At 70.5% G+C, this 19857-nt stretch carries 15 protein-coding genes; 11 read left to right on the top strand and 4 right to left on the bottom strand.

Annotation, left to right across the window (positions count from 1 at the left end; all coding sequences use genetic code 11):
• The first annotated feature begins 143 nt into the window (after positions 1-143).
• On the top strand, positions 144-749 hold the full coding sequence (locus tag JOF37_RS01470) for a ComEA family DNA-binding protein (protein ID WP_271174876.1): 606 nt from the start codon (positions 144-146) through the stop codon (positions 747-749).
• Entirely contained in the window at positions 746-3061 is a 2316-nt protein-coding gene (locus JOF37_RS01465; protein WP_210004446.1) for a ComEC/Rec2 family competence protein, read from the top strand. Before JOF37_RS01470 ends, JOF37_RS01465 begins: the two co-directional genes overlap by 4 nt.
• 37 nt (positions 3062-3098) lie before the next feature.
• On the opposite strand, the gene JOF37_RS01460 is transcribed toward JOF37_RS01465, so the two are convergent.
• Positions 3099-3683: a TetR/AcrR family transcriptional regulator gene (locus JOF37_RS01460; RefSeq protein WP_210004444.1), complete on the bottom strand. Its 585-nt coding sequence runs from the start codon at positions 3681-3683 to the stop codon at positions 3099-3101.
• Positions 3684-3763: 80 nt separating this feature from the next.
• On the opposite strand from JOF37_RS01460, the gene JOF37_RS01455 reads away from it, so the two are divergent.
• From JOF37_RS01455 to holA, 3 genes are all read left to right on the top strand, one after another.
• Positions 3764-4468, top strand: a complete 705-nt coding sequence (locus JOF37_RS01455; protein ID WP_210004443.1) for a CPBP family intramembrane glutamic endopeptidase — start codon at positions 3764-3766, stop codon at positions 4466-4468.
• Between the two features lie 68 nt (positions 4469-4536).
• Entirely contained in the window at positions 4537-5466 is a 930-nt protein-coding gene (locus JOF37_RS01450) for a zinc-binding dehydrogenase (protein ID WP_245338076.1), read from the top strand.
• 88 nt (positions 5467-5554) lie between these two features.
• Positions 5555-6595 (top strand): DNA polymerase III subunit delta, encoded by a 1041-nt coding sequence (gene holA, locus JOF37_RS01445; RefSeq protein ID WP_210004442.1) that lies wholly within the window; start codon positions 5555-5557, stop codon positions 6593-6595.
• 75 nt (positions 6596-6670) lie between these two features.
• Here holA and rpsT read toward each other — a convergent pair whose 3' ends face one another.
• The 3 genes from rpsT to JOF37_RS01430 form a co-directional block, all read right to left on the bottom strand.
• Positions 6671-6931: a 30S ribosomal protein S20 gene (gene rpsT, locus JOF37_RS01440; RefSeq protein WP_210004441.1), complete on the bottom strand. Its 261-nt coding sequence runs from the start codon at positions 6929-6931 to the stop codon at positions 6671-6673.
• A 117-nt stretch (positions 6932-7048) separates the two neighbouring features.
• Positions 7049-7786 carry an alpha/beta fold hydrolase gene (locus JOF37_RS01435; RefSeq protein WP_210004440.1) on the bottom strand — a complete coding sequence of 246 codons (738 nt, stop codon included), beginning with the start codon at positions 7784-7786 and terminating at the stop codon, positions 7049-7051.
• A 115-nt stretch (positions 7787-7901) separates the two neighbouring features.
• Positions 7902-12863, bottom strand: coding sequence for an ExeM/NucH family extracellular endonuclease (locus JOF37_RS01430; RefSeq protein WP_271174877.1), 4962 nt, complete (start codon positions 12861-12863; stop codon positions 7902-7904).
• 223 nt (positions 12864-13086) lie between these two features.
• Here JOF37_RS01430 and lepA point away from each other — a divergent pair, with 223 nt between their 5' ends.
• The 6 genes from lepA (at position 13087) to JOF37_RS01400 (ending at position 19846) form a co-directional block, all read left to right on the top strand.
• Positions 13087-14937: a translation elongation factor 4 gene (gene lepA, locus JOF37_RS01425; protein ID WP_210004439.1), complete on the top strand. Its 1851-nt coding sequence runs from the start codon at positions 13087-13089 to the stop codon at positions 14935-14937.
• 26 nt (positions 14938-14963) lie between these two features.
• Complete coding sequence (locus tag JOF37_RS01420) at positions 14964-15623, top strand: DUF1990 domain-containing protein (RefSeq protein WP_210004438.1); 660 nt, start codon at positions 14964-14966, stop codon at positions 15621-15623.
• On the top strand, positions 15623-16840 hold the full coding sequence (gene hemW, locus JOF37_RS01415) for a radical SAM family heme chaperone HemW (protein ID WP_210004437.1): 1218 nt from the start codon (positions 15623-15625) through the stop codon (positions 16838-16840). The genes JOF37_RS01420 and hemW overlap by 1 nt, the downstream gene beginning before the upstream one ends.
• A 75-nt stretch (positions 16841-16915) precedes the next feature.
• A complete protein-coding gene (gene hrcA, locus JOF37_RS01410; RefSeq protein ID WP_210004435.1) occupies positions 16916-17953 on the top strand; it encodes a heat-inducible transcriptional repressor HrcA in 1038 nt (345 codons plus the stop codon).
• A gap of 39 nt (positions 17954-17992) precedes the next feature.
• Positions 17993-19114 carry a molecular chaperone DnaJ gene (gene dnaJ, locus JOF37_RS01405; protein WP_210004434.1) on the top strand — a complete coding sequence of 374 codons (1122 nt, stop codon included), beginning with the start codon at positions 17993-17995 and terminating at the stop codon, positions 19112-19114.
• A 3-nt stretch (positions 19115-19117) separates the two neighbouring features.
• Positions 19118-19846 (top strand): 16S rRNA (uracil(1498)-N(3))-methyltransferase, encoded by a 729-nt coding sequence (locus tag JOF37_RS01400; RefSeq protein ID WP_210004433.1) that lies wholly within the window; start codon positions 19118-19120, stop codon positions 19844-19846.
• Positions 19847-19857 lie beyond the last annotated feature (11 nt).

The following is a 19857-nucleotide window of genomic DNA, read 5'->3' as shown; positions in this document are numbered from 1 at the left end:
CCGAGTTCGATCATCGAGAGTCCTGTGGGTTCGACCCTTCGCCGTGCCGTGTCGGCGCCTCCCCGTCGAGCGGGCGTGTCGCGCTGTCCCCAGCAAGCGCAGTGAGCCGCAATCGGTGCGGGCGGCATGCCTAGCCTGACCGGGTGGCAGCTTCTGATTCCTCGGCGTCGCGGCGCCGGCTCGGGGCCGGCGCGGTCATCGTCCTGATCCTCGCGGCAGCGGGCGTGACCGTCGCGATCGGCATGTTCCGCTCGGTCGCGGCGCCGGTCGAGCTCGTGACACCGGCAGCGTCACCGGATGCTGTCGCGCAGCCGGCATCCGCGTATGTGCATGTGCACGGCGCGGTCGTGAGTCCGGGTCTCTACCGGCTGGAGATGGACGCGCGGGTGGTCGACGCGGTGGCCGCCGCGGGTGGTTTCACCGACGCCGCGGACCCGGCCGGAGTGAACCTGGCCCGGACGGTCACCGATGGCGAGCAGCTGTACGTGCCGGCGGCCGGTGAAGCGCCACCGCCCGCGTCACCCGACGGAACGAGTGCGGGCGGCGGTGACGCCGATGGGCGGGTGAACCTCAACACTGCGGATGCCGCCGCCCTCGACACGTTGCCGCGGGTGGGTCCGGCGCTGGCGGAGCGCATCATCGCCTGGCGGGAGGAGAACGGTCGCTTCACGAGCGTCGAGGACCTGCTGGCGGTGTCGGGGATCGGCGAGAAGATGCTCGAGGCGCTGCGCGACCAGGTAAGCGTGTGAGCGGGCATCCGCGCCGCCGCGACTTGCGGTTGCTGCCCGTCGCGGGGATCACGTGGGCCGCAGCGTTCGTCGCGACGCGGTATCCCGGTCTCGCGGCTTCCGGGTCGGCGGCTCTGTGGGCCGTTGCGCTCGCGCTCGTCGCGGTGCTTTTCGGTGCCGGACGACACCGACGTATCGGCCGGTTCGCCTCCGTTCTCACGGTCGCCGCCGTCGCCGCCGCGTTCGCCGCCGCGACGGTGAGCCATGTGGCGGTAGCGCACCCGGAGCGCGACCGCGCGGCGAGGATGCCCATCTCGGGCGGTCGCTCGGTCGTTCTGGAAGCCGCGGTGACCGGGAAGGTCGAGCGATCGCCCACCGGCTGGCGATTCGACGCGGTCACGACCCGGATAGACGCGGCGGCCGAGAGCCTGCGAGCTTCAATCCCGGTGGTGGTGCGCGCCGCGGAACGGCCGGCGGCGCTCGACCTGGGCGCAACCATACGCGTGACCGGTTCGGCATTCCCGGCGGAACCGGGGGAGCGTGCCGTCCTCGTCGTGGACGCGGCCACGCCTCCGCAGCTGCGCGCCCCGCCGAGCGGGGTCCTCGCCGCCACGGCGGGGCTACGGTCTGCGCTCGTCGCTCAGTCGCACACCCTGCCGCGACCTGGAGCCGGTCTCATCGCCGGCCTGGCCGTGGGCGAGACGTCCGCGGTGACCGATGAGCTTGACGCGCAGATGAAAACCGCGTCACTCTCGCACCTCACGGCGGTCTCCGGCGCGAACTGTGCCCTGGTGGTCGGCATCGCCTTCGTAACCGCGGCCTGGCTGGGGTTGCGGCGCGGGTGGCGGGTCGCGGCGGGACTCGTCGTGCTCGTCGGGTTCGTGCTGCTGGTCTCTCCCGAGCCGAGCGTCGTCCGGGCCGCGGCGATGGCCGCTATCGCGATGCTTGCGGTGCTGCTCGGACGGGCGGGGGCGGGGGTCTCCGTCCTGTCGCTCGCGATCATCGCCTGCATCATCGCCGATCCCTGGCTCGCCGGCAGCCTGGGCTTCGCCCTGTCAGCGGCCGCGACGGGTGCCCTGCTGCTCGCAGCCGGCCCCGTCGGCGACACGCTCGCCCGGTTCATGCCGCGGCCTCTCGCGCTCGCGGTGGCGGTTCCGCTCGCCGCCCAACTCGCCTGCACGCCGCTCATCGTGCTGATCGACCCCCGGCTCCCGGTGTACGCGGTGCTCGCGAACGTGCTGACGGCTCCGGCGGCACCCCTGGCCACGGTCGCCGGACTCGCCGCCTGCCTCTTCGTGGGTGTGCCCGTGCTCGCTTCGGGCTTCGCCGCACTCGCCTGGCTGCCATGCGCCTGGATCGCCGCGACGGCGGGACTCGTGTCCGTCCTTCCGGGCAACGCGGTGCCCTGGATCCCCGACCTGGCCGGTGCCGCCGTCGCTCTCGCTCTCAGCGCTGCCGTGCTCGTCGTGCTGATACCGCGTGCGCCACGGCTCCTCGCTCGCTTCGCCGTGGGTGTGCTCGCCCTCACGGTCGGCGTCGGGAGCGGGGTCATCGCGCTCACCGGACCCATACAGCGCGCCGCTGTTCCCGACGACTGGGCGGTCGCGATCTGCGACGTGGGGCAGGGCGACGCGGTGTTACTGCGTTCGGCCGAGCGGACGGCCCTGGTCGACACCGGCCCCGAGCCCGAGCGGCTGGCCGCGTGCCTCGATCTGTTCGGAGTCGACTGGCTCGACCTCCTGGTCCTGACGCACTTCGACCTCGACCACAGCGGGGGAGTCGCCGCCATTCGGGGACGCGTCGGACTCGTCCTCCACGGACCCCTCGGAGAACCGGCCGATGAAGCCCTTCTCAACGACCTCGTCGACGCAGGTGCGGCGACCCAGGCGGTATCATCCGGGATGTCGGGGGTGCTCGGCGACGCGCGATGGCGAGTGCTCTGGCCACGCAGCAGCGGGGTGGTCTTCCCTCCCGGCAACGACGCCAGCGTCGTGCTGACGATCGAAGGCGGCGGCATCCCGCGCTCGATTCTGCTCGGGGATCTCTCCGAGACGCCTCAGGTGGCGCTCTCACCGGCGGTGCGGGGGAGCTTCGACATCGTCAAAGTCGCCCACCACGGCAGCGCGGACCAAGCCGCGGCGCTCTATCGCCGCATCGGGGCACGCATCGCGCTGATCGGGGTCGGTGAGAACGACTACGGCCATCCGCGGTCCGAGATCCTCGACGTGCTGGCCACGACCGGTACGTCGGTCGCGCGCACCGACCGCACGGGAGCAGCGGCGGTTCTCGCGACGGAGCGCGGGCTCGAGCTATGGCGTCAACGTCCCGGATGACCGGTCCGGCGGGCGCCGTTCGCCAGTAGCGCTGTGCTCAGGCATGCAGCGAAGCGGACACGTGATCGCGGAGGACATCGTGTGCGTCGTCGATCGACAGAAGCTCGGGGTCGGCGAGCATCGACAGATGCAGGCCGTCTATCACGGAGAGAAGCCCTGCCGCGGTCTGAGGGATCCCTCGTCGGCATCGGTGACCCTGCTGGGCAAGGACCGTCAGCCATCCCTCGATGGAGCTCAGCGAGGCATGCCGACCTGCGACGAGCAGCTCGCGAACAGCAGTGTTGCCCTCGGCGCCGAACGAGAGGCGGTAGTACTCGAACCAGCCCTCGAGAGCCGTTCGTGCTCCTTTCGGCTCTGGCAGGAACTGCCGCATGCACTCATGCAGTCGCTCCACGGGTGAGACCTCTTCGTCGTGCACTCGCTGATCGCTGAGCGTCACCGAGACGAATTCTGATGCGACAGCGCTGTAGAGCTGGGCCTGAGAGGGGAAATAGCCGCGCAGCGTCGTCGGCGCTAACCCTGCGGCCGACGCCACGGAGCGAACCGAGAGTGCCCCCAGTCCCCGCTCCCGCACGAGCGCCGTCGCCGCCTCGACGATACGAGCTCGGGTGTCTTTCGGCATGCGATCACGGTACAGCGTACGCCGTGCCCGTACGCTGTGCCGTACGCTGTACGGATAACGACAAGGAGTACGCGAGTCACATGAACATCTCTTCTGCGCAGCAGAGCCGCTCGACGACAATCCCAGGCTCGACCCGACCGGGTTGGCCCGAACTCGGGCTGGCCGCCGGAGCGTACGCTGTCGCGCTCGCTCTCGGGATCTGGTGGATCGACAGCACACCGCAGCATCTGGGCGAACTACGCGGATACGTGAGCTACTTCGTGTCCGGCGTTGCGGGCATCCTCGCCCTCCTCGCGGCGACCCGAGCTCGCCGGCTGCCTTTCGCCGCCTTCGGATTGGCGCGCGTCCGCGGGAAGTGGATCGCGATCGCGCTCGTCGTCGGCGCGGTCGTGTACTGGGCGAACCAGTTCGTCGCCGTCGGCTACATCGCGATCTTCGGGAACGATACGCCGCAAGCGGACTACCAGGCAGCTGCGAGTGCGAGCGTGATCTCCCTGATTCTGACGTTGCTGCTCGGCGCAGGCCTCACCGGTCTCGGCGAAGAGGTCTTCTTCCGAGGAGTCGTCGCGAATGTGCTCTGGCGATTCGGCCCGTGGGCCGGCGTCGTCGTGAGCGCGCTCTTGTTCGCACTCGTGCACGGTGTCAATCTCGTCTTCCCTCTCGCTTTCACCGTCGGTCTGGTGAACGCGATCCTGTTCCGGCTGAGCGGTTCCGTGTGGCCATGCGTGATTGTGCATGTGGTGTACAACGGCATCAGCAACGTGGGATTCGCTCTCGTCGGGTGAGGAGCAACAATGAGCATCGCGATCGCGTCGGCCGTCGTAGACGGTCAGCTTGTCTCGGGCCCGGCTGCATGATGCGTGCCCTCATCGTCGATCACTCGGCCCCGAAGAAGCTGCGCCTGGGCGACGTGCCTGACCCGGCCCCCACGCCGCACCAGGCGCTCGTGGCAGTCGCCGCGATATCGCTGAACTTCGGCGACCTCGTCGACAACGTCGCCAACGCTGTCGACGGCACGGTCCCGGGATGGGAGGCTGCGGGGATCGTCCGCGCTGCCGCCCGCGACGGCAGCGGGCCGGCCGAAGGCACACCCGTCGCTACCTTCGGTTGGACTGGCGGGTGGGCGGAGTTGCGTGCCGTGGACACCGCGCTGTTGAGCCGTGCACCCTCCGGTGCAGATCTCGGTGCGATGGCCACGATTCCCGTCGCGGGTGTCAGCGCCCTGGCGGCTCTCGACCGCATCGGACCAACCCTCGGGCGTCGGATACTCGTGACGGGCGCTTCGGGCGGAGTAGGACGCTACGCCCTGCAGCTCGCACGGTTGGGTGGGGCGTTCGTCATCGCCGCGACGAGCGATGCTGCTCGGCATGGAGACGCGCTCCGCGCGCTGGGCGCCCACGAGGTGCGTCAATCCCTGAGCGGCGTCGCGCCCGTAGATGGCGTCGTCGACACTGTCGGCGGGCGCGTCTTGATCGAGGCGTTTCAGCTGCTGCGTCGCGACGGCACGTTGGTCGCGGTCGGGCACGTCACGGACGAACCGGAGATCTTCCCTGTCGGCTTGCTGACGAGTCGTGCCGGACAAGACAATCGCTCCGTGCACACGTTCTTCATGCCCGAAGCCGCGGACTTCGCGCACGGGCTCGAATGGCTGTGCGAGCAAGTAGCGTCAGGAACCATCGACCCCGGCATCGCATGGCGCGGGAGCTGGTCCGAGGCGGATACAGCGGTCGACCTCCTTCAGCGGCGGCAGCTCAACGGCAAAGCTGTCCTCGAGGTGCGATGATGGCTCGCCCGAATGACGCCTTGCTCGACCACCAACCCGGATGACCGGTCCGGCGGGCGCTGTCGCCGGTGCCGATTAGGCTGGTGACATGCCGCCGTCCGCTCGCCGCCCCGCCGCCCGAGGCGGCGCGAAGTCGGCCATCCGGCAGCTGTCGTGGCGGTCGCCCGAGCCCGCGCCGATCGTGCTCGTCGCCGGTCCCGAAGAGGTCTGCGCCGAGCGGGCGATCGCCTCGCTCCGCGACTACCTGAAGGCCGAAGATCCGAGCCTCGAGGTCTCCGATGTCCGTGCCGATGACTACGCCGCGGGCACGCTTCTCGGCATGGCGTCGCCCTCGCTGTTCGGCGAGCCCCGCCTCGTCCGCGTCGCCGGTGTCGAGAAGTGCTCGGACGCGTTCCTGACCGAGGCGCTGGCGTACCTCGAGAACCCGCAGGAAGGCGCGACCGTCGTGCTCCGGCACACCGGTGCGAGCGTTCGGGGCAAGAAGCTCCTCGACGCGATCCGCGCCGGAACCGGCGGTGGCGTCGAGATCGCCGTGCCCGCGATCAAGCGTGACTCCGACCGCTTCGACTTCGCGGCGGGGGAGTTCTCCGCCGCGGGCAAGCGCATCGCGCCCTCCGCGCTGCGCACGCTCGTCTCCGCCTTCGCCGACGATCTGACCGAACTCGCCGCCGCGTGCCAGCAGCTCATCTCCGACGTTCCCGGTGACATCGGGGACCAGGTCGTCGAGCGCTACTACGGCGGTCGCGTCGAAACGACCGCGTTCGCCGTGGCCGACACGGCCATCGCGGGCCGCTACGGCGAAGCGCTGCTCACCCTGCGCCACGCGCTCTCGAGCGGCGCCGACCCGGTGCCCCTGGTCGCTGCGATCGCCTCGAAGCTGCGGACGATGGCACGCGTCGCCGGAACCCGCGAGCCTTCCTCCGCCCTCGCGGCACGACTGGGCATGAAGGACTGGCAGGTCGACCGCGCCAAGCGCGACCTCGTCGGATGGAGCGAGTCTGCTCTCGCGACAGCGATCCAGGCCGCGGCCCGCGCCGACGCCGAGGTGAAGGGCGCCTCGCGCGACCCCGTATTCGCCGTCGAGCGTCTCGTGACGGTCATCGCCACGCGCGCGCCCTACGGGTCCTGACGCCGCGACGCGCGATCGTCGCGGCAACGCAGAAGGCCCGCCCCGGAACGGGACGGGCCTTCGGAAAGCGACGGCTCAGAGAGCGGCGACCTTCTTGGCGATGGCCGACTTGCGGTTCGCAGCCTGGTTCTCGTGGATGACGCCCTTGCTGACGGCCTTGTCGAGCTTCTTCGACGCGGTCGCCAGAGCCTTCTCGGCGGCGGCCTTGTCGCCGGCGGCGATGGCCTCGCGGGTGCGACGCACCTCGGTCTTCAGCGCGCTCTTGATCGCCTTGTTGCGCTCGCGCGCCTTCTCGTTGGTCTTGTTGCGCTTGATCTGCGACTTGATGTTCGCCACGTTCGACGTATCTTTCGTTCGGAGTTTTTCGGTGGATGTGCCGGGCGACAGTAGAGGGATGCCGCACGGCGGTCGTGTGAGGGAGGAACCCACACGGCAAGCCGACTTCCGAGTCTATCAGGTCGCGTCGCGGGAACCGGTATCCGCCATCGTGGCGAGCGCCAGGTCGAGCACGGCGTTGAAGACTCGTGGGCGCATCGCCGTGACCAGGTGACTCGTTCGCGGGACCACGATGAGTTCCGCCGCCGGCGCCAGCTGCGTGAAGAGCCGTTCATTGACCCGCAACTGGTCGTACTGACCGTTGACGAACCACGTCGGCACGTCGATGCGCCGCAGCGCCGCGAGCAGGTCGAGCACCGATAGGCTCGCGAGCGCGACATCCTGGGCGTCGTAGGCGTAGCCGCCCGCACCGAAGTCGGGCCGCGTCTCGACGGGGAGCGTGCGGTCGAGAACCCAGTCCGTGATCCTCTGCCCGCGCCCGGGCAGCCGGTCGAAACCGAGTGCGAGTGCGCGGTAGACGGCCAGACCGAAACCTCGCGGGATCGCAGTGCAGGATGCCGCGATGAACGCCGACACGGGAGGACGCTCCTCGTTGCCGACGTACGCGGTGCTCAGCAGCCCGCCCATCGAATGACCGACCAGCAGCACGGGACCGCGCTCGGCGGCCCGGCGCACCGCATCATCTATCGTGGCGAAGGCGCCGTCGAGGGTGAACGTCTCGGACATCCGCGTCCCATGCCCCGGCAGATCGAGGGCGGTCACGTCGACGTCGCGATCGCCCAGGTGGGCGACTTGCGCCCGCCACATGGTCGCAGACGTCCGGATGCCGTGGACGAGCACCACCTGAGCGGTCATATCCCCACTCTACGAAGCCGAAGCGGTGCGTCGGCTGAGCGGCCGGACAGGCCGGCACGAACGAGGGCGGCCGGCTGTGAACCGGCCGCCCTCGTTCGGCTCGCGTATCGCGCGCTCAGCCCTCGCGGACCGTGCCCCGGCGTCGCGTCGCCGCGATCACGCCGCCGGCGACGAGGAGCATCGATGCGGCGAGCAGAACGCCCAGCGGCGTCTCGGCACCGGTGACCGCCAGCTGCCCGGCCCGGACGACGGTGATGCCGAACTCGAGCGGCTGCTCACCGGCCGAGGTGATCTGCAGCGTGTGCGCCCCCACGGCGAAGTCGGCGGGGACCGCGACCCGGAAGGACGTGACGCCGGATGCGTCCGCCGCCGGGATGCCGCGGACCACGAGCGGGTCGCTGAACAGGGTGGCGCCGATCTGCTGTCCGGGCTCGAGGCCCGAGACACGCACATCGATGACGCCGCCCTGCTCGACGCGCGTGGTCGACAGGTCGGCCTGCGCCCACGGTGCGCCGTCGGGCGCGGGGCCTGCGCCCGGGTCGGTGCCCGCCGCGGCCACCTCCACCGGCACGGTGACGGTCGTCGCCGCGGCATCCGTGGTGAGGACGAGCTCCAGCGGGCCGTCCGGCAGGTCGGCGGGCAGCGGCACCGACACGACCGCGCTGCCGCCGGCCACCGGCGCCGAGGCGATCGTCGCGCCGTTCAGCGCGACGTCCACCGCGGTGTTCTGCGGTGCGCCGAGGCTCGTCATGTCGAGGTTCGACACCGTCAGCGTGAGCGCTGAGCCGGGAGCCGCCGTCTCGGGGACGCCCTGCACCTGGACGGCGCGCTTGTCGAACGAGGGCGACACCGGCTGCTCGGCGCCGAGGTACTCGATCCAGGCCTCGTGGTCGAGGAAGCCCGTGTCGACGTAGTCGGTTCCGGCGGCGAAGGCGCGGAAGTTGTCTCCCGAGCCGCTGGCGAGGAACGAGAGCGTGCCGATGCGATACTCGGCGGCGGGATCGAGCGGCTCGCCGTCGATCGTGACCGACGTGATCCGATCGCCCTCGGGGCGGGCCTCGTCGAACGTGTAGGTCACGTTGTCGGACAGGCCCAGCTGCAGGTACGGACGCGAGGGGATCTTGCCGTCCTTGTCGCGCTGCCACTGCTGCTCCAGCACCCGCACGAAGTCGGCACCGGTGAGCGTCACCAGCGCCATCGTGTTGTTGAACGGCAGCACCGCGTACGCCTGACCCCACGTGATCGTGCCGTCGGGCACACCCGCCACCGCGTTCGCGCCGAACTCTGCCTGCGTGTCGAACAGGTCGGCTCGGAGCCCACCCGAGTTCGTCACGCCGATCTGCGCGCCGTTCGGCAGATTCGCCAGGTTGGAGCGAATCGACTCCGCGACGAGGTTGCCGAGCGAGGACTCGGCCGCCCGGTTGTCACGCTGGCCGCCGGCGTAGACGCCGTCGACGTACGCACCGCCCGAGTATGCGCTCGTGATGTCAGCGGAGATGGTCGCCACCGGCCGGTTGCCGATCTCGGCGAAGTCCGCCAGAGCGCGCTGGACGATCTCGTTGACCTCGGCGACGCGCGGGTAGGTGGCGATCAGGTCGGCCGCGGGCGTCTTCGTCTGTCCGACGTTCTCCTGCGTGTGCGACATGACCGCGCCCGTGCGCGGGTCGACCGAGAGCACGACCTTGCCGACGAACTGGCCGTACGAGCCGGTCTGCACGACCGGGCGGGTGCGGTCCGTGCCGGGGATCGGCGCCGACCAGGCGTACAGCTTGTGCGTGTGCCCGGTGAAGATGGCGGCGACCTCGGGGGAGGTCTCGTTGACGATGCGGTCGAACACCGCGCTGTCGGCGACGGCGTCGGCGAGGCTCGCGTCGGAGGCGCTGTCGGCCGCACCCTCGTGGTAGACCGCGACGATCACGTCGGCCTGCTCGCCTTCGCCGTCGGTGAGGTCGGCCGTCACCCGGTTGACCGCCTCGACCGGGTCACCGAACTCGAGACCGGCGATCCCGGAGCCGCTGACGAGAGCCGCGGTCTCCTGAGTGACCACACCGATGACGGCCACCGTGAGCCCCTGCGACTCGATGAGCTCGTACTCGTCGAGCTGCGGCTCGCGAGTGCCGGCCACGTAGACGTTGGCGCCCAGGTGCGAGAAGTCCGCTCGCGGGATGACCCGGTCGCGCAGATCCGCGAACCCGCGGTCGAACTCGTGGTTGCCCACGGCACTCGCGCGCAGCTCCAGGGCGTTGAGCACATCGATCGTCGGCACGTCCTGCGCGAGCGACGAGGCGGGGAGCGAGGCTCCGATGTTGTCACCCGCGGAGAGCAGGATCGCCTCCGGTGCGTCCGCCCGCAGCTGTTCGATGGTGCCGGCGAACCCGACGGTGCCGGGGATCTCGTCCTGCGCCTGGACGGGGCCGTCGGCGGGCTTCGCGGGGGTGATCCCCGCGATGCGTCCGTGGAAGTCGTTGATCCCGAGCAGCGTCAGATCGACCGGCTCGACCGGGGCCGAAGCCTCGGCCGAGAGACCGACCTTGACCGGGTCGTGGTCCGACGAGCGGTAGGGGCCGTCGTCGTGGAAGTTCACCGGGAAGTAGTTGTACCGGCTGTACTCCAGGAAAATCGACTCGCCCGCGTTGATGTTCCATACGTCGGCGCCCGTCGCGCGGTCGTACGCGGCCTCGTTCATGAGGACGTGGTCGAGAGAGCCCGACAGCTCCTGGAAGACGTAGCTGCTGTCGGTCACATCGAAGGCGATGCCCGCGTCGACGTATCCCGACTCGTAGAAGACCTGCATCGGGTCCTCCTGCGAGTACGCGTTGAAGTCTCCCGCCAGCAGGACCGACTCCACGTCGCCCTGGATCCGCTCGACCCAGGCGTCGAGTGAACGGGCCTGACGCACGCGCGACTCGTTGGATGCGCCCTGGCCGTCACCGGCGTCGGCGTCACCGGCCCACGGGCCCGCCGAGCCCTTCGACTTGAAGTGATTCACGACGAACAGGAACGGCTCGCCGCCGTCGACGGGCGCGAAGGCCTGAGCGATCGGGGTGCGCGCGTTCTGGAAGGCCTCACCGGCATCCGACTCCGTGCCGAGGGCACGGGCGTCGCCGACGCGTTCGACCTCGCTCGGCTGGTAGATGATCGCGTTCGTGATGACGTCGCGCCCTGCGGCATCCGGCAGCTCGTCCGAGGACGGCACGAACGCCCAGCGCTCGGTACCGGCCGCCGCGTTGAGCGCCGCGACGAGGGATGCGGTCGCCTCATCGGCCTGCTCGCCCAGGCGAGCCGAGTCCTCGATCTCCATGAGGCCCACCACGGAGGCGTCGAGCGCGTTGATGGCCGCGACGATCTTCTCCTGCTGGCGCCCGAAGGATGCCGCGTCCCAGGCGCCGCGCTGGTCGCAGCCCTCACGCACGTTCGTCCCGTTGCCCTCGCGGTCCTTGTACGCCACGCAGGTGCCGGTTTCGTCGCCCAACGTCGTGAAGTAGTTGAGGACGTTGAACGAGGCGACCGAGACATCGCCGCCGACCTTGGCCGGCGAAGCGGTGCGGGTGTTCTCGACGGTGATGTCGTCGTCGCGGGTCTCGCCGGCCACGATGTGCCGCACCGGGCTCAGCTTCCACGAGTTGTTGCGGTAGTCGAGGATCACCGGCGCGTCGAAGCTCACCCGCGCACCGACGCGAACGGGCTCGGTGGTCGAGATGTAGGGCGGCGTCGCGCCCGCCGCGCCGAGATTCGTCGAGGAGCCGTCGTCGAGCACGACCCGCCGTGCGGCGTTGTCGGCGGCGACGGCCGCGGCCTCGGGGGAGCCGGGACGAGCGACATCCGTCGGCTGCCGCAGCGGCTCGTCGCCCGTAGCCAGCACGAGCTCGCCGAAGCGGTTGAGGTTGTAGTTGTCCGCGACGACGAAATCGCCCTGCGGCTGAACGAGCATCGACTCGAGCGACTGCCGCTGAGCGTTGTCGGTCGTCCACGCGACGGTCGCCGGCAGGACCGGCGGGGCGTCCGCGATCGTGGTCGCGTTCCCCGGGCCGACGGTGAGCTGCGTCAGGCCGAAGTAGTCACCGACGACGCCGGTGACGCGCACCGTGCTGCCGAGCGCGACCTCTCCGACGGTCGCGGGGGAGTACACGAAGACCGCGTCGGACGCCCGGTGCGTCGCGAGATCGATCTCGCCTCCCGTACCGCCGGTCTGGATGACGTAGCCGTTGTAGCCGCCGGTCGGGTAGTGCGCCGTGACGACCCCCTCGGTCGTCACGGTCTGTCCGGCCAGGGGCGAACGACCGCCGGTGCCCTGGATGTCGGCGATGGCGACGACCGCGGGGACGGTCGGCTGTCCGGGCTGTTCGGGCTCGGTGGGCTCAGTCGGCTCGGTGGGCTCGGTGGGCTCGGTCGGCTCGGTCGGTTCCGTCGGTGCAGCGCCCTGCGGCGTCGGAGCTCCGATACGGAAGTCGGCGCCGTTGTCGCCCGTGTTGGTCGACTCCGCGTCGCGCGCCACGCTCGTGCTGTTGGTCGTGGCCGGTGCCGCGGTGCCCGCGAAGTCGTTCGCCCCGCCCCAGCCGACGAAATCGACGGCGTTCTCGAGAGCGGCCGCACCCGTGGCGCCCACGATCGGCTCGGTGCCGCGCACCAGCGCCACCTTCCCGCCGGTGCCGCTCATCGCGATCGTGCCCTCGACGTCCGCGTCGAAGCTCGGCAGGTCGCGGTTCGTGCCGAACGCCTGACCGACCAGCAGCGAGCCGCCCGGGGCGATCGAGGCGCCGTCGAGCGAAGTCGCCTGCCAGCGCGATGATCCGCCGCCGCCGCCCGCCGAGGTGTACTGGACGCTCCAGCCGTCCAGGACGACCGTCTCGCTCGAGGTGTTCCGCAACTCGACGAAGTCGCGATTGAGCGGCGCGCCGCTGTTGCCGCCACCGCCGTAGATCTCGTCGATCACGACTGCGGCGTCCGGCGACACGGCTGCCGATGCCGGCAGTGCGCCGAGGCTCACACCTCCCATCGCCATCGCGAGGGCGGCGCTCGACGCCACCCAGGTTCGCCAGGGTCGTCGCGCGGGCGCGACGGGGTCTGCTGTGATCACGGTGCTCTCCGGGGGGAAGCGGACCGGGCGCGGTGAGTTCGCGCAACCGCCGGCCGCCGCACTGAGCATTCGACGCGATCGACCTGTTCGGCAAGTAGCGAGATGGTTAATTGTTTTTCACTCGACGGATTGCTGGCGTGTCCGGCATCCGGCGTCGTATTGTGCCGCGCGCGGGATCGTCGAGGCCGTCGGGCGGCGAGCCCCCGGGTAGACTTCCCGGGACATGTCTCCGCGCGCCCTTCAGCCGCTCGCGCCCGCCGCCACGCCGCCCGAGCTCATCCGCAACTTCTGCATCATCGCCCACATCGACCATGGCAAGTCGACGCTCGCCGACCGGATGCTGCAGATCACCGGCGTCGTCGCCGACCGTGACATGCGCGCCCAGTACCTCGATCGGATGGACATCGAGCGCGAGCGCGGCATCACGATCAAGAGCCAGGCCGTCCGGATGCCGTGGTCGAAGGACTCCGGCACGTTCGCGCTCAACATGATCGACACGCCGGGTCACGTCGACTTCACGTACGAGGTCAGCCGCTCGCTCGCCGCGTGCGAGGGAGCGATCCTCCTCGTGGACGCCGCGCAGGGGATCGAGGCGCAGACCCTCGCGAACCTGTACCTCGCGCTCGAGAACGACCTGCAGATCATCCCGGTCCTGAACAAGATCGATCTGCCGGCGGCCGATCCCGAGAAGTACGCGGCCGAGCTGGCCAACCTCATCGGCGGCGACCCGGAAGACGTGCTGCGCGTGAGCGGCAAGACCGGCATGGGCGTCGAAGACCTGCTCGACCGCATCGTCGATCGCATCCCGGCCCCCGTGGGCGACCCCGAGGCTCCGGCGCGCGCGATGATCTTCGACTCGGTCTACGACGCCTATCGCGGCGTCGTCACCTACGTGCGCATGGTCGACGGCAAGCTCGAGCCGCGCGAGCGCATCCAGATGATGTCGACGCGTGCGACGCACGAGCTGCTCGAGATCGGTGTGTCGAGCCCCGAGCCGATCCCGACCAAGGGGCTGGGCGTCGGCGAGGTGGGCTACCTCATCACCGGTGTGAAGGACGTGCGTCAGTCGAAGGTCGGTGACACCATCACCAACCACCGCAAGCCCGCGACCGAGGCCCTGCCCGGTTACACCGACCCCAAGCCCATGGTCTTCTCGGGGATCTACCCGATCGACGGCAGCGACTACGGCGACCTGCGCGAAGCGCTCGACAAGCTCAAGCTCTCGGACGCCTCGCTGCAGTACGAGCCCGAGACGTCGGTGGCGCTCGGCTTCGGGTTCCGCTGCGGCTTCCTCGGCCTGCTGCACCTCGAGATCATCACCGAGCGCCTCTCGCGCGAGTTCGGTCTCGACCTCATCACGACCGCGCCGTCGGTGACGTACGAGGTCGCGACCGACACGGGCGAGACGGTCGTCGTGACGAACCCGAGCGAATACCCCGACGGGCGGGTGGCCGAGGTCTCGGAGCCGGTCGTCAAGGTCGGCATCCTCGCCCCGAAGGACTACGTCGGCACCGTCATGGAACTGTGTCAGTCGCGTCGCGGCACGCTGCTCGGCATGGACTACCTCAGCGAGGACCGCGTCGAGCTGCGGTACAACATGCCGCTCGGCGAGATCGTCTTCGACTTCTTCGACCACCTCAAGTCGCGCACGCAGGGCTACGCGAGCCTCGACTACGAGCCCGCCGGGTCGCAGACCGCCGACCTGGTGAAGGTCGACATCCTGCTGCAGGGCGAGAAGGTGGATGCCTTCAGCTCGATCGTCCACCGCGAGAAGGCGTACGCCTACGGCACGATGATGACCGAGCGCCTGCGCAAGCTCATCCCGCGTCAGCAGTTCGAGGTGCCCATTCAGGCCGCCATCGGGGCGCGCATCATCGCCCGCGAGAACATCCGCGCCATCCGCAAGGACGTGCTCGCCAAGTGCTATGGCGGTGACATCACCCGCAAGCGCAAGCTCCTCGAGAAGCAGAAGGAGGGCAAGAAGCGCATGAAGATGGTCGGCCGGGTCGAGGTGCCCCAGGAAGCCTTCATCGCGGCGCTCTCGGGCGACGTCGAGGGCAAGGACAAGAAGTAGTCACCACCGGATCCACGAGGAGAGCGATGCATCACCGACGCGGAACCTTCCGTGATGAGACCGTCGACTACGCGGCGGTGGGGGCGACCCGGGCCCACGACCTGATGGCCTACCCGCCCGAGCGCAGCATCCCCGCTGAGGACGCTTGGCGCATCGGCAGCGGCGAAGCGCGGTTCGACACGGCCGCCGACCTGCTCATGTCGTGGAGCGCGCTGCGCGGAGCGGGCCTGCGCGTCACCGACGTGCGCCCCGCCTCGGGCCCGATGTACACCGGCGTCGCTTTCGACGACGAAGGAAACGCGGTGGCACCGAGCAGCCTCGAGCACGAGCAGCGCTTCGACGCCGACGGCACCCCCTACGTCGGGGCCGGCACGACGCTGCGCGTCCACGGACGGGTCGCCGGTCACAGTGCCGACGGTGAGCTGCGCGTCATCTTCGTGGACGAGGAGCCGCGCCGCGTGGCGTTCGCGCTCGGCACGGTCGACGGCTCGGTCGTCAGCGGTGAGGAGTCGTTCCTGCTCGAGTGGCGCGACAATGACGAGGTCTGGTTCGTCGTGCGCGCCTTCGACCGTCCGACGGCGATGCTGTACCGGATGCTGCCCGCCCTCGTTCGGCGGCGTCGCCGCCTGCTGTTCCAGGGATACCTCCGCGCGATCTCGCCGTTGTACGCCACCCCCGGGTCCTGATGGGGGCAGCGCTGCCCCTGGGCGATCCCGTTCCCGCTGACGGAGCCCTGCCCGACGACCTTCTCGTCTCGCCCGATGCGGACTTCGGCGTGTACCTGCACGTGCCGTTCTGCCGCGTGCGCTGCGGATACTGCGACTTCAACACGTACACCGCCACCGAGCTGCGAGGCGCGCGTCAGGACGCCTACGCCGACGAGGTGCTGCGCGAGGTCGCGCTCTCGGCTCGGGTGCTCGACGCGCGCGGTCCCCGTCGCCCCGCCGCGACCGTCTTCTTCGGCGGTGGCACTCCGACCCTGCTGCCGCCGGGGGATCTCGCGCGGATGCTGGGCGGCGTCCGTGACACGTTCGGCATCGCGCCCGGCGCGGAGGTGACGGTCGAGGCCAATCCCGACACGATGACGCCCGCGGTCGCCGACGAGCTGGCTGCGGCCGGGGTGACGCGTCTCTCTATCGGGATGCAGTCGGCGGTGCCGCACGTGCTGGCGGCGCTGGATCGCACCCATGACCCCGCGAACGTGGCGACGGCGGTCTCCGCAGCGCGCTCGGCGGGTCTCGATGTGTCCCTCGACCTGATCTACGGCGCGCCGGGCGAGAGCCTGGCCGACTGGCGTGCCTCCGTAGAGACGGCCATCGCTCTGGCGCCCGACCACGTGTCGGCGTACGCCCTGATCATCGAAGACGGGACGAAGCTCGAACGTCAGATCCGGCGCGGCGAGGTGCCTGCCCCCGACGACGATCTGCAGGCCGACATGTACGAGACGGCCGACACGCTGCTCGCAGCCGCGGGCTACTCCTGGTACGAGGTGTCGAACTGGGCCACGTCGCCGGAGCAGAGGTCGCGCCACAACCTCGCGTACTGGCGCGGCACCGACTGGTGGGGCTACGGGCCCGGCGCGCACAGCCACGTGGGCGGGCTGCGCTGGTGGAACGTGAAGCACCCGGCCGCGTACGCACAGCGTCTCGCGATGGACGCCTCACCGGCGGCGGGCCGGGAACGACCGGATGCCGCGGCTCGACGCCTCGAATCCGTGCTGCTGCGCACGCGCATCGCGGAAGGGCTGCCCGTGGCCGAACTGGATGAGGACGGCCGCCGGGGCGTCGCCGCCCTCATCGCGGACGGGCTCATCGAAGGGGCGGACGCGGTGCGCGGACGTATCGTCCTGACGCGGCGGGGGCGCCTGATGGCCGACGCCGTGGTGCGTGCTCTCACGGAGTGAGTCCCGGCGGCTATCCCGTGTCGGTTCGCGATAGAATTGGCACTCAGGTATAGCGAGTGCCAGCGAGGAGGTGACATGGTCTCGGAACGCGGACTGCAGGTGCTGCGAGCGATCGTGCAGGACTATGTCGACACCCGCGAGCCGGTCGGCAGCAAGTCGATCGTCGAGCGGCATGCGTTCGGCGTGTCGGCGGCGACGATCCGCAACGACATGGCCCTGCTCGAGGACGAGGAGCTGATCGCGGCGCCCCACACGTCGTCGGGCCGCGTGCCCACCGACAAGGGCTACCGCGTCTTCGTCGACCATCTCGCCGGACTCCGCCCGCTCAGCCCCGCGCAGCGCTCGGCGATCGCGACCTTCCTCGACGGGCCGTCCGACCTCGACGACCTCCTCGTCCGAACCGTGCGCGCGCTGACGCAGCTGACCGGTCAAGTCGCGATGGTGCAGTACCCCTCGTTCGCGCGGGCTCAGGTCTCGCACCTCGAGCTGGTCGACCTCGGCGGCGGGCGACTCGTCGTGATCGTGGTCACCGACACCGGGCGGGTCTCGCAGCGCGTCGGCGTCGTGCGCACGCTCCTCGACGAAGCGCAGTTCGCCGTCGCGAAGGCGACGCTGCGCGCCGCCATCACGGGCAGCTCCATCCGCGATGCGTCGCAGGCGGTGTCGGCTCTGGCCGAAGGGCAGTCCGCCGGGGATCCCATCGGCGACGCCGTCCGGGAGATCGCCCGGATTCTCGTGGAGGAGCTCGAGACGTTCCGACAGGACCGGCTCGTCATGGCCGGCACGGCCACCCTGGCCCGTCGCGAAGCGGATTTCCGCGGCAGTATCTACCCGCTGCTCGAGGCGATTGAGGAGCAGGTGACCCTTCTGCGGCTGATGGGCGAGATGGTCGCCGACGAGCGCGGCGTCGCCACCCGTATCGGCCGCGAGAACGAGGCGTTCGGGCTCTCGGAGGCCTCTGTCGTGACGAGCGACTACGACGTGCCGGGTTCGCACGCGCGTGTCGGCCTCATGGGTCCGACCCGCATGGACTACCCGACCAACCTCGCGACGGTGCGTGCCGTCGCCCACTATCTCAGCCGGCTGCTTGAGGACGACGAGAGCGCCCGCTGACCGTATCCACCCACGCCCGCAGGGGCGGAAAGGCGATCCGTGGCTGACCACTACGAGGTCCTGGGCGTCGCGCGCGACGCGTCGCCCGACGAGATCAAGAAGGCATACCGACGCCTCGCGCGCGAACTGCACCCCGACGTCAACCCGGGCGAGGACGCGTCCGAGCGCTTCAAGCTGGTGACGCACGCCTACGACGTGCTCAGCGATCCCGAGCAGCGCCAGCGCTACGACATGGGCGGCGACGCCGCGGGCGGCTTCGGCGGCGCCGGCGGCTTCGGTGGCTTCAGCGACATCTTCGAGACGTTCTTCGGCGGGGGAGCAGGGGGCGGTGCTCGCGCCGGCCGCCCGCGCTCCCGCCGCGAGCGCGGGCAGGACGCGCTGGTGCGCGTGACCCTCGAGCTGGACGACGTCGTGTTCGGCGTCCACCGCGACATCGAGGTCGACACGGCCGTTCTGTGCGACACATGCCAGGGCTCGTGCTGCCAGCCGGGAACGCAGCCGGTGACGTGCGACGTCTGCCACGGAGCGGGCAACGTCCAGCGCACAGTGCGCAGCCTGCTCGGCAACGTCGTCACCTCCCAGCCGTGCAACGTGTGCCAGGGCTATGGGACGACGATTCCCTACCCGTGCACGACCTGTCAGGGTCAGGGGCGCGTTCGCGCCCGCCGGACCGTCTCGCTCGACATCCCGGCGGGTGTCGAGACCGGGCTGCGGCTGCAGCTCCCGGGCTCCGGCGAGGTCGGGCCCGCGGGCGGTCCCAACGGCGACCTCTACCTCGAGGTCACGGTCGAGGCGCACGACGTGTTCAGTCGCGAAGGCGACGACCTGCTCGCGACCCTCGAGGTGTCGATGCCCGATGCCGTGCTCGGCGCCACCACGACGATCGAGTCCCTCGACGGAACCGTCGAGCTCGAGCTGCGCCCGGGCGTGCAGTCCGGCGACGTCCTGACGGTCAAGGGCCGCGGCATCACGCCCCTGCGGGGCTCCACGCGCGGCGATCTGCGCGTCGGGGTGCACGTCGTGACGCCGACTCGCCTCGACGCCAAGGAGCGCGCCCTGATCGAGGAGCTGAAGCGCCGCACGAAGGCGCCGGCGCCGCGTCTGGCGGAGTTCCACCAGGGCATGTTCGCGAAGCTGCGCGACCGCTTCCGGAACAGCTGAGCGGTGGCACTGCACTTCGTCGTCGACGCGCCGCTCGATGCGCGCGCGGGGGACACCGTCGATCTGACGGGGCCGGAGGCCCACCATGCAGCGGGTGTGCGTCGGGTCCGCGCCGGCGAGGCCGTCACGGTGGGCGACGGGTCCGGGGTCTGGCTCACCGGGGTCGTGGTGTCCGCCGACCCCAGGCGTGTGTGCATCGAGGTCGGCTCGCGCGCCGAACATCCGGCGCCGACGCGGCGCGTGACCCTGGTCCAGGCGCTCGCGAAGGGTGATCGCGACGAGCTCGCGGTACAGGCGAGCACGGAGCTGGGCGTCGACGAGATCGTGCCGTGGCAGGCCGCGCGCAGCGTGTCTCGATGGGCGGGCCCGAAGCTCGAACGGGGGGTGCAGCGCTGGACGACCATCGCGCGCGAGGCCGCGAAGCAGGCGCACCGGCCGTGGCTGCCCCTCGTGGGCGCGCCGGCGACGACGCGAGACCTCGTGGCCCGAGCCGGGCGCACCCGCATGCTCGTGCTCGAGCCGTCCGCCACCGAGCGTCTCAGCGAGGTCGATCTCGGTGAGGGCGACGTCGACCTCGTCGTCGGGCCCGAGGGCGGCATCGCCCCCGATGAGCTCGACGAGCTCCGCGACGCGGGGGCGACCCTCGTCCGCCTCGGCGACACGGTACTGCGCACCTCGACAGCAGGCCCCGCGGCGCTCGGCGTCGTCAACGTCGCGTTGGGGAGATGGTGACGGCTTCCGCC

The organism is Microbacterium imperiale, from assembly GCF_017876655.1.
GTDB lineage: Bacteria > Actinomycetota > Actinomycetes > Actinomycetales > Microbacteriaceae > Microbacterium > Microbacterium imperiale.
This window is presented reverse-complemented; position numbering and strand designations above follow the sequence as displayed.

What these genes read in the sequence shown, in the direction of transcription:
- JOF37_RS01460 (WP_210004444.1), bottom strand. Translation starts at nt 3,683, where the DNA reads ATGCCGAAAGACACCCGAGCTCGTATCGTCGAGGCGGCGACGGCGCTC.
- JOF37_RS01455 (WP_210004443.1), top strand. Translation starts at nt 3,764, where the DNA reads ATGAACATCTCTTCTGCGCAGCAGAGCCGCTCGACGACAATCCCAGGC.
- JOF37_RS01450 (WP_245338076.1), top strand. Translation starts at nt 4,537, where the DNA reads ATGATGCGTGCCCTCATCGTCGATCACTCGGCCCCGAAGAAGCTGCGC.
- holA (WP_210004442.1), top strand. Translation starts at nt 5,555, where the DNA reads ATGCCGCCGTCCGCTCGCCGCCCCGCCGCCCGAGGCGGCGCGAAGTCG.
- JOF37_RS01435 (WP_210004440.1), bottom strand. Translation starts at nt 7,786, where the DNA reads ATGACCGCTCAGGTGGTGCTCGTCCACGGCATCCGGACGTCTGCGACC.
- lepA (WP_210004439.1), top strand. Translation starts at nt 13,087, where the DNA reads ATGTCTCCGCGCGCCCTTCAGCCGCTCGCGCCCGCCGCCACGCCGCCC.
- JOF37_RS01420 (WP_210004438.1), top strand. Translation starts at nt 14,964, where the DNA reads ATGCATCACCGACGCGGAACCTTCCGTGATGAGACCGTCGACTACGCG.
- hemW (WP_210004437.1), top strand. Translation starts at nt 15,623, where the DNA reads ATGGGGGCAGCGCTGCCCCTGGGCGATCCCGTTCCCGCTGACGGAGCC.
- hrcA (WP_210004435.1), top strand. Translation starts at nt 16,916, where the DNA reads ATGGTCTCGGAACGCGGACTGCAGGTGCTGCGAGCGATCGTGCAGGAC.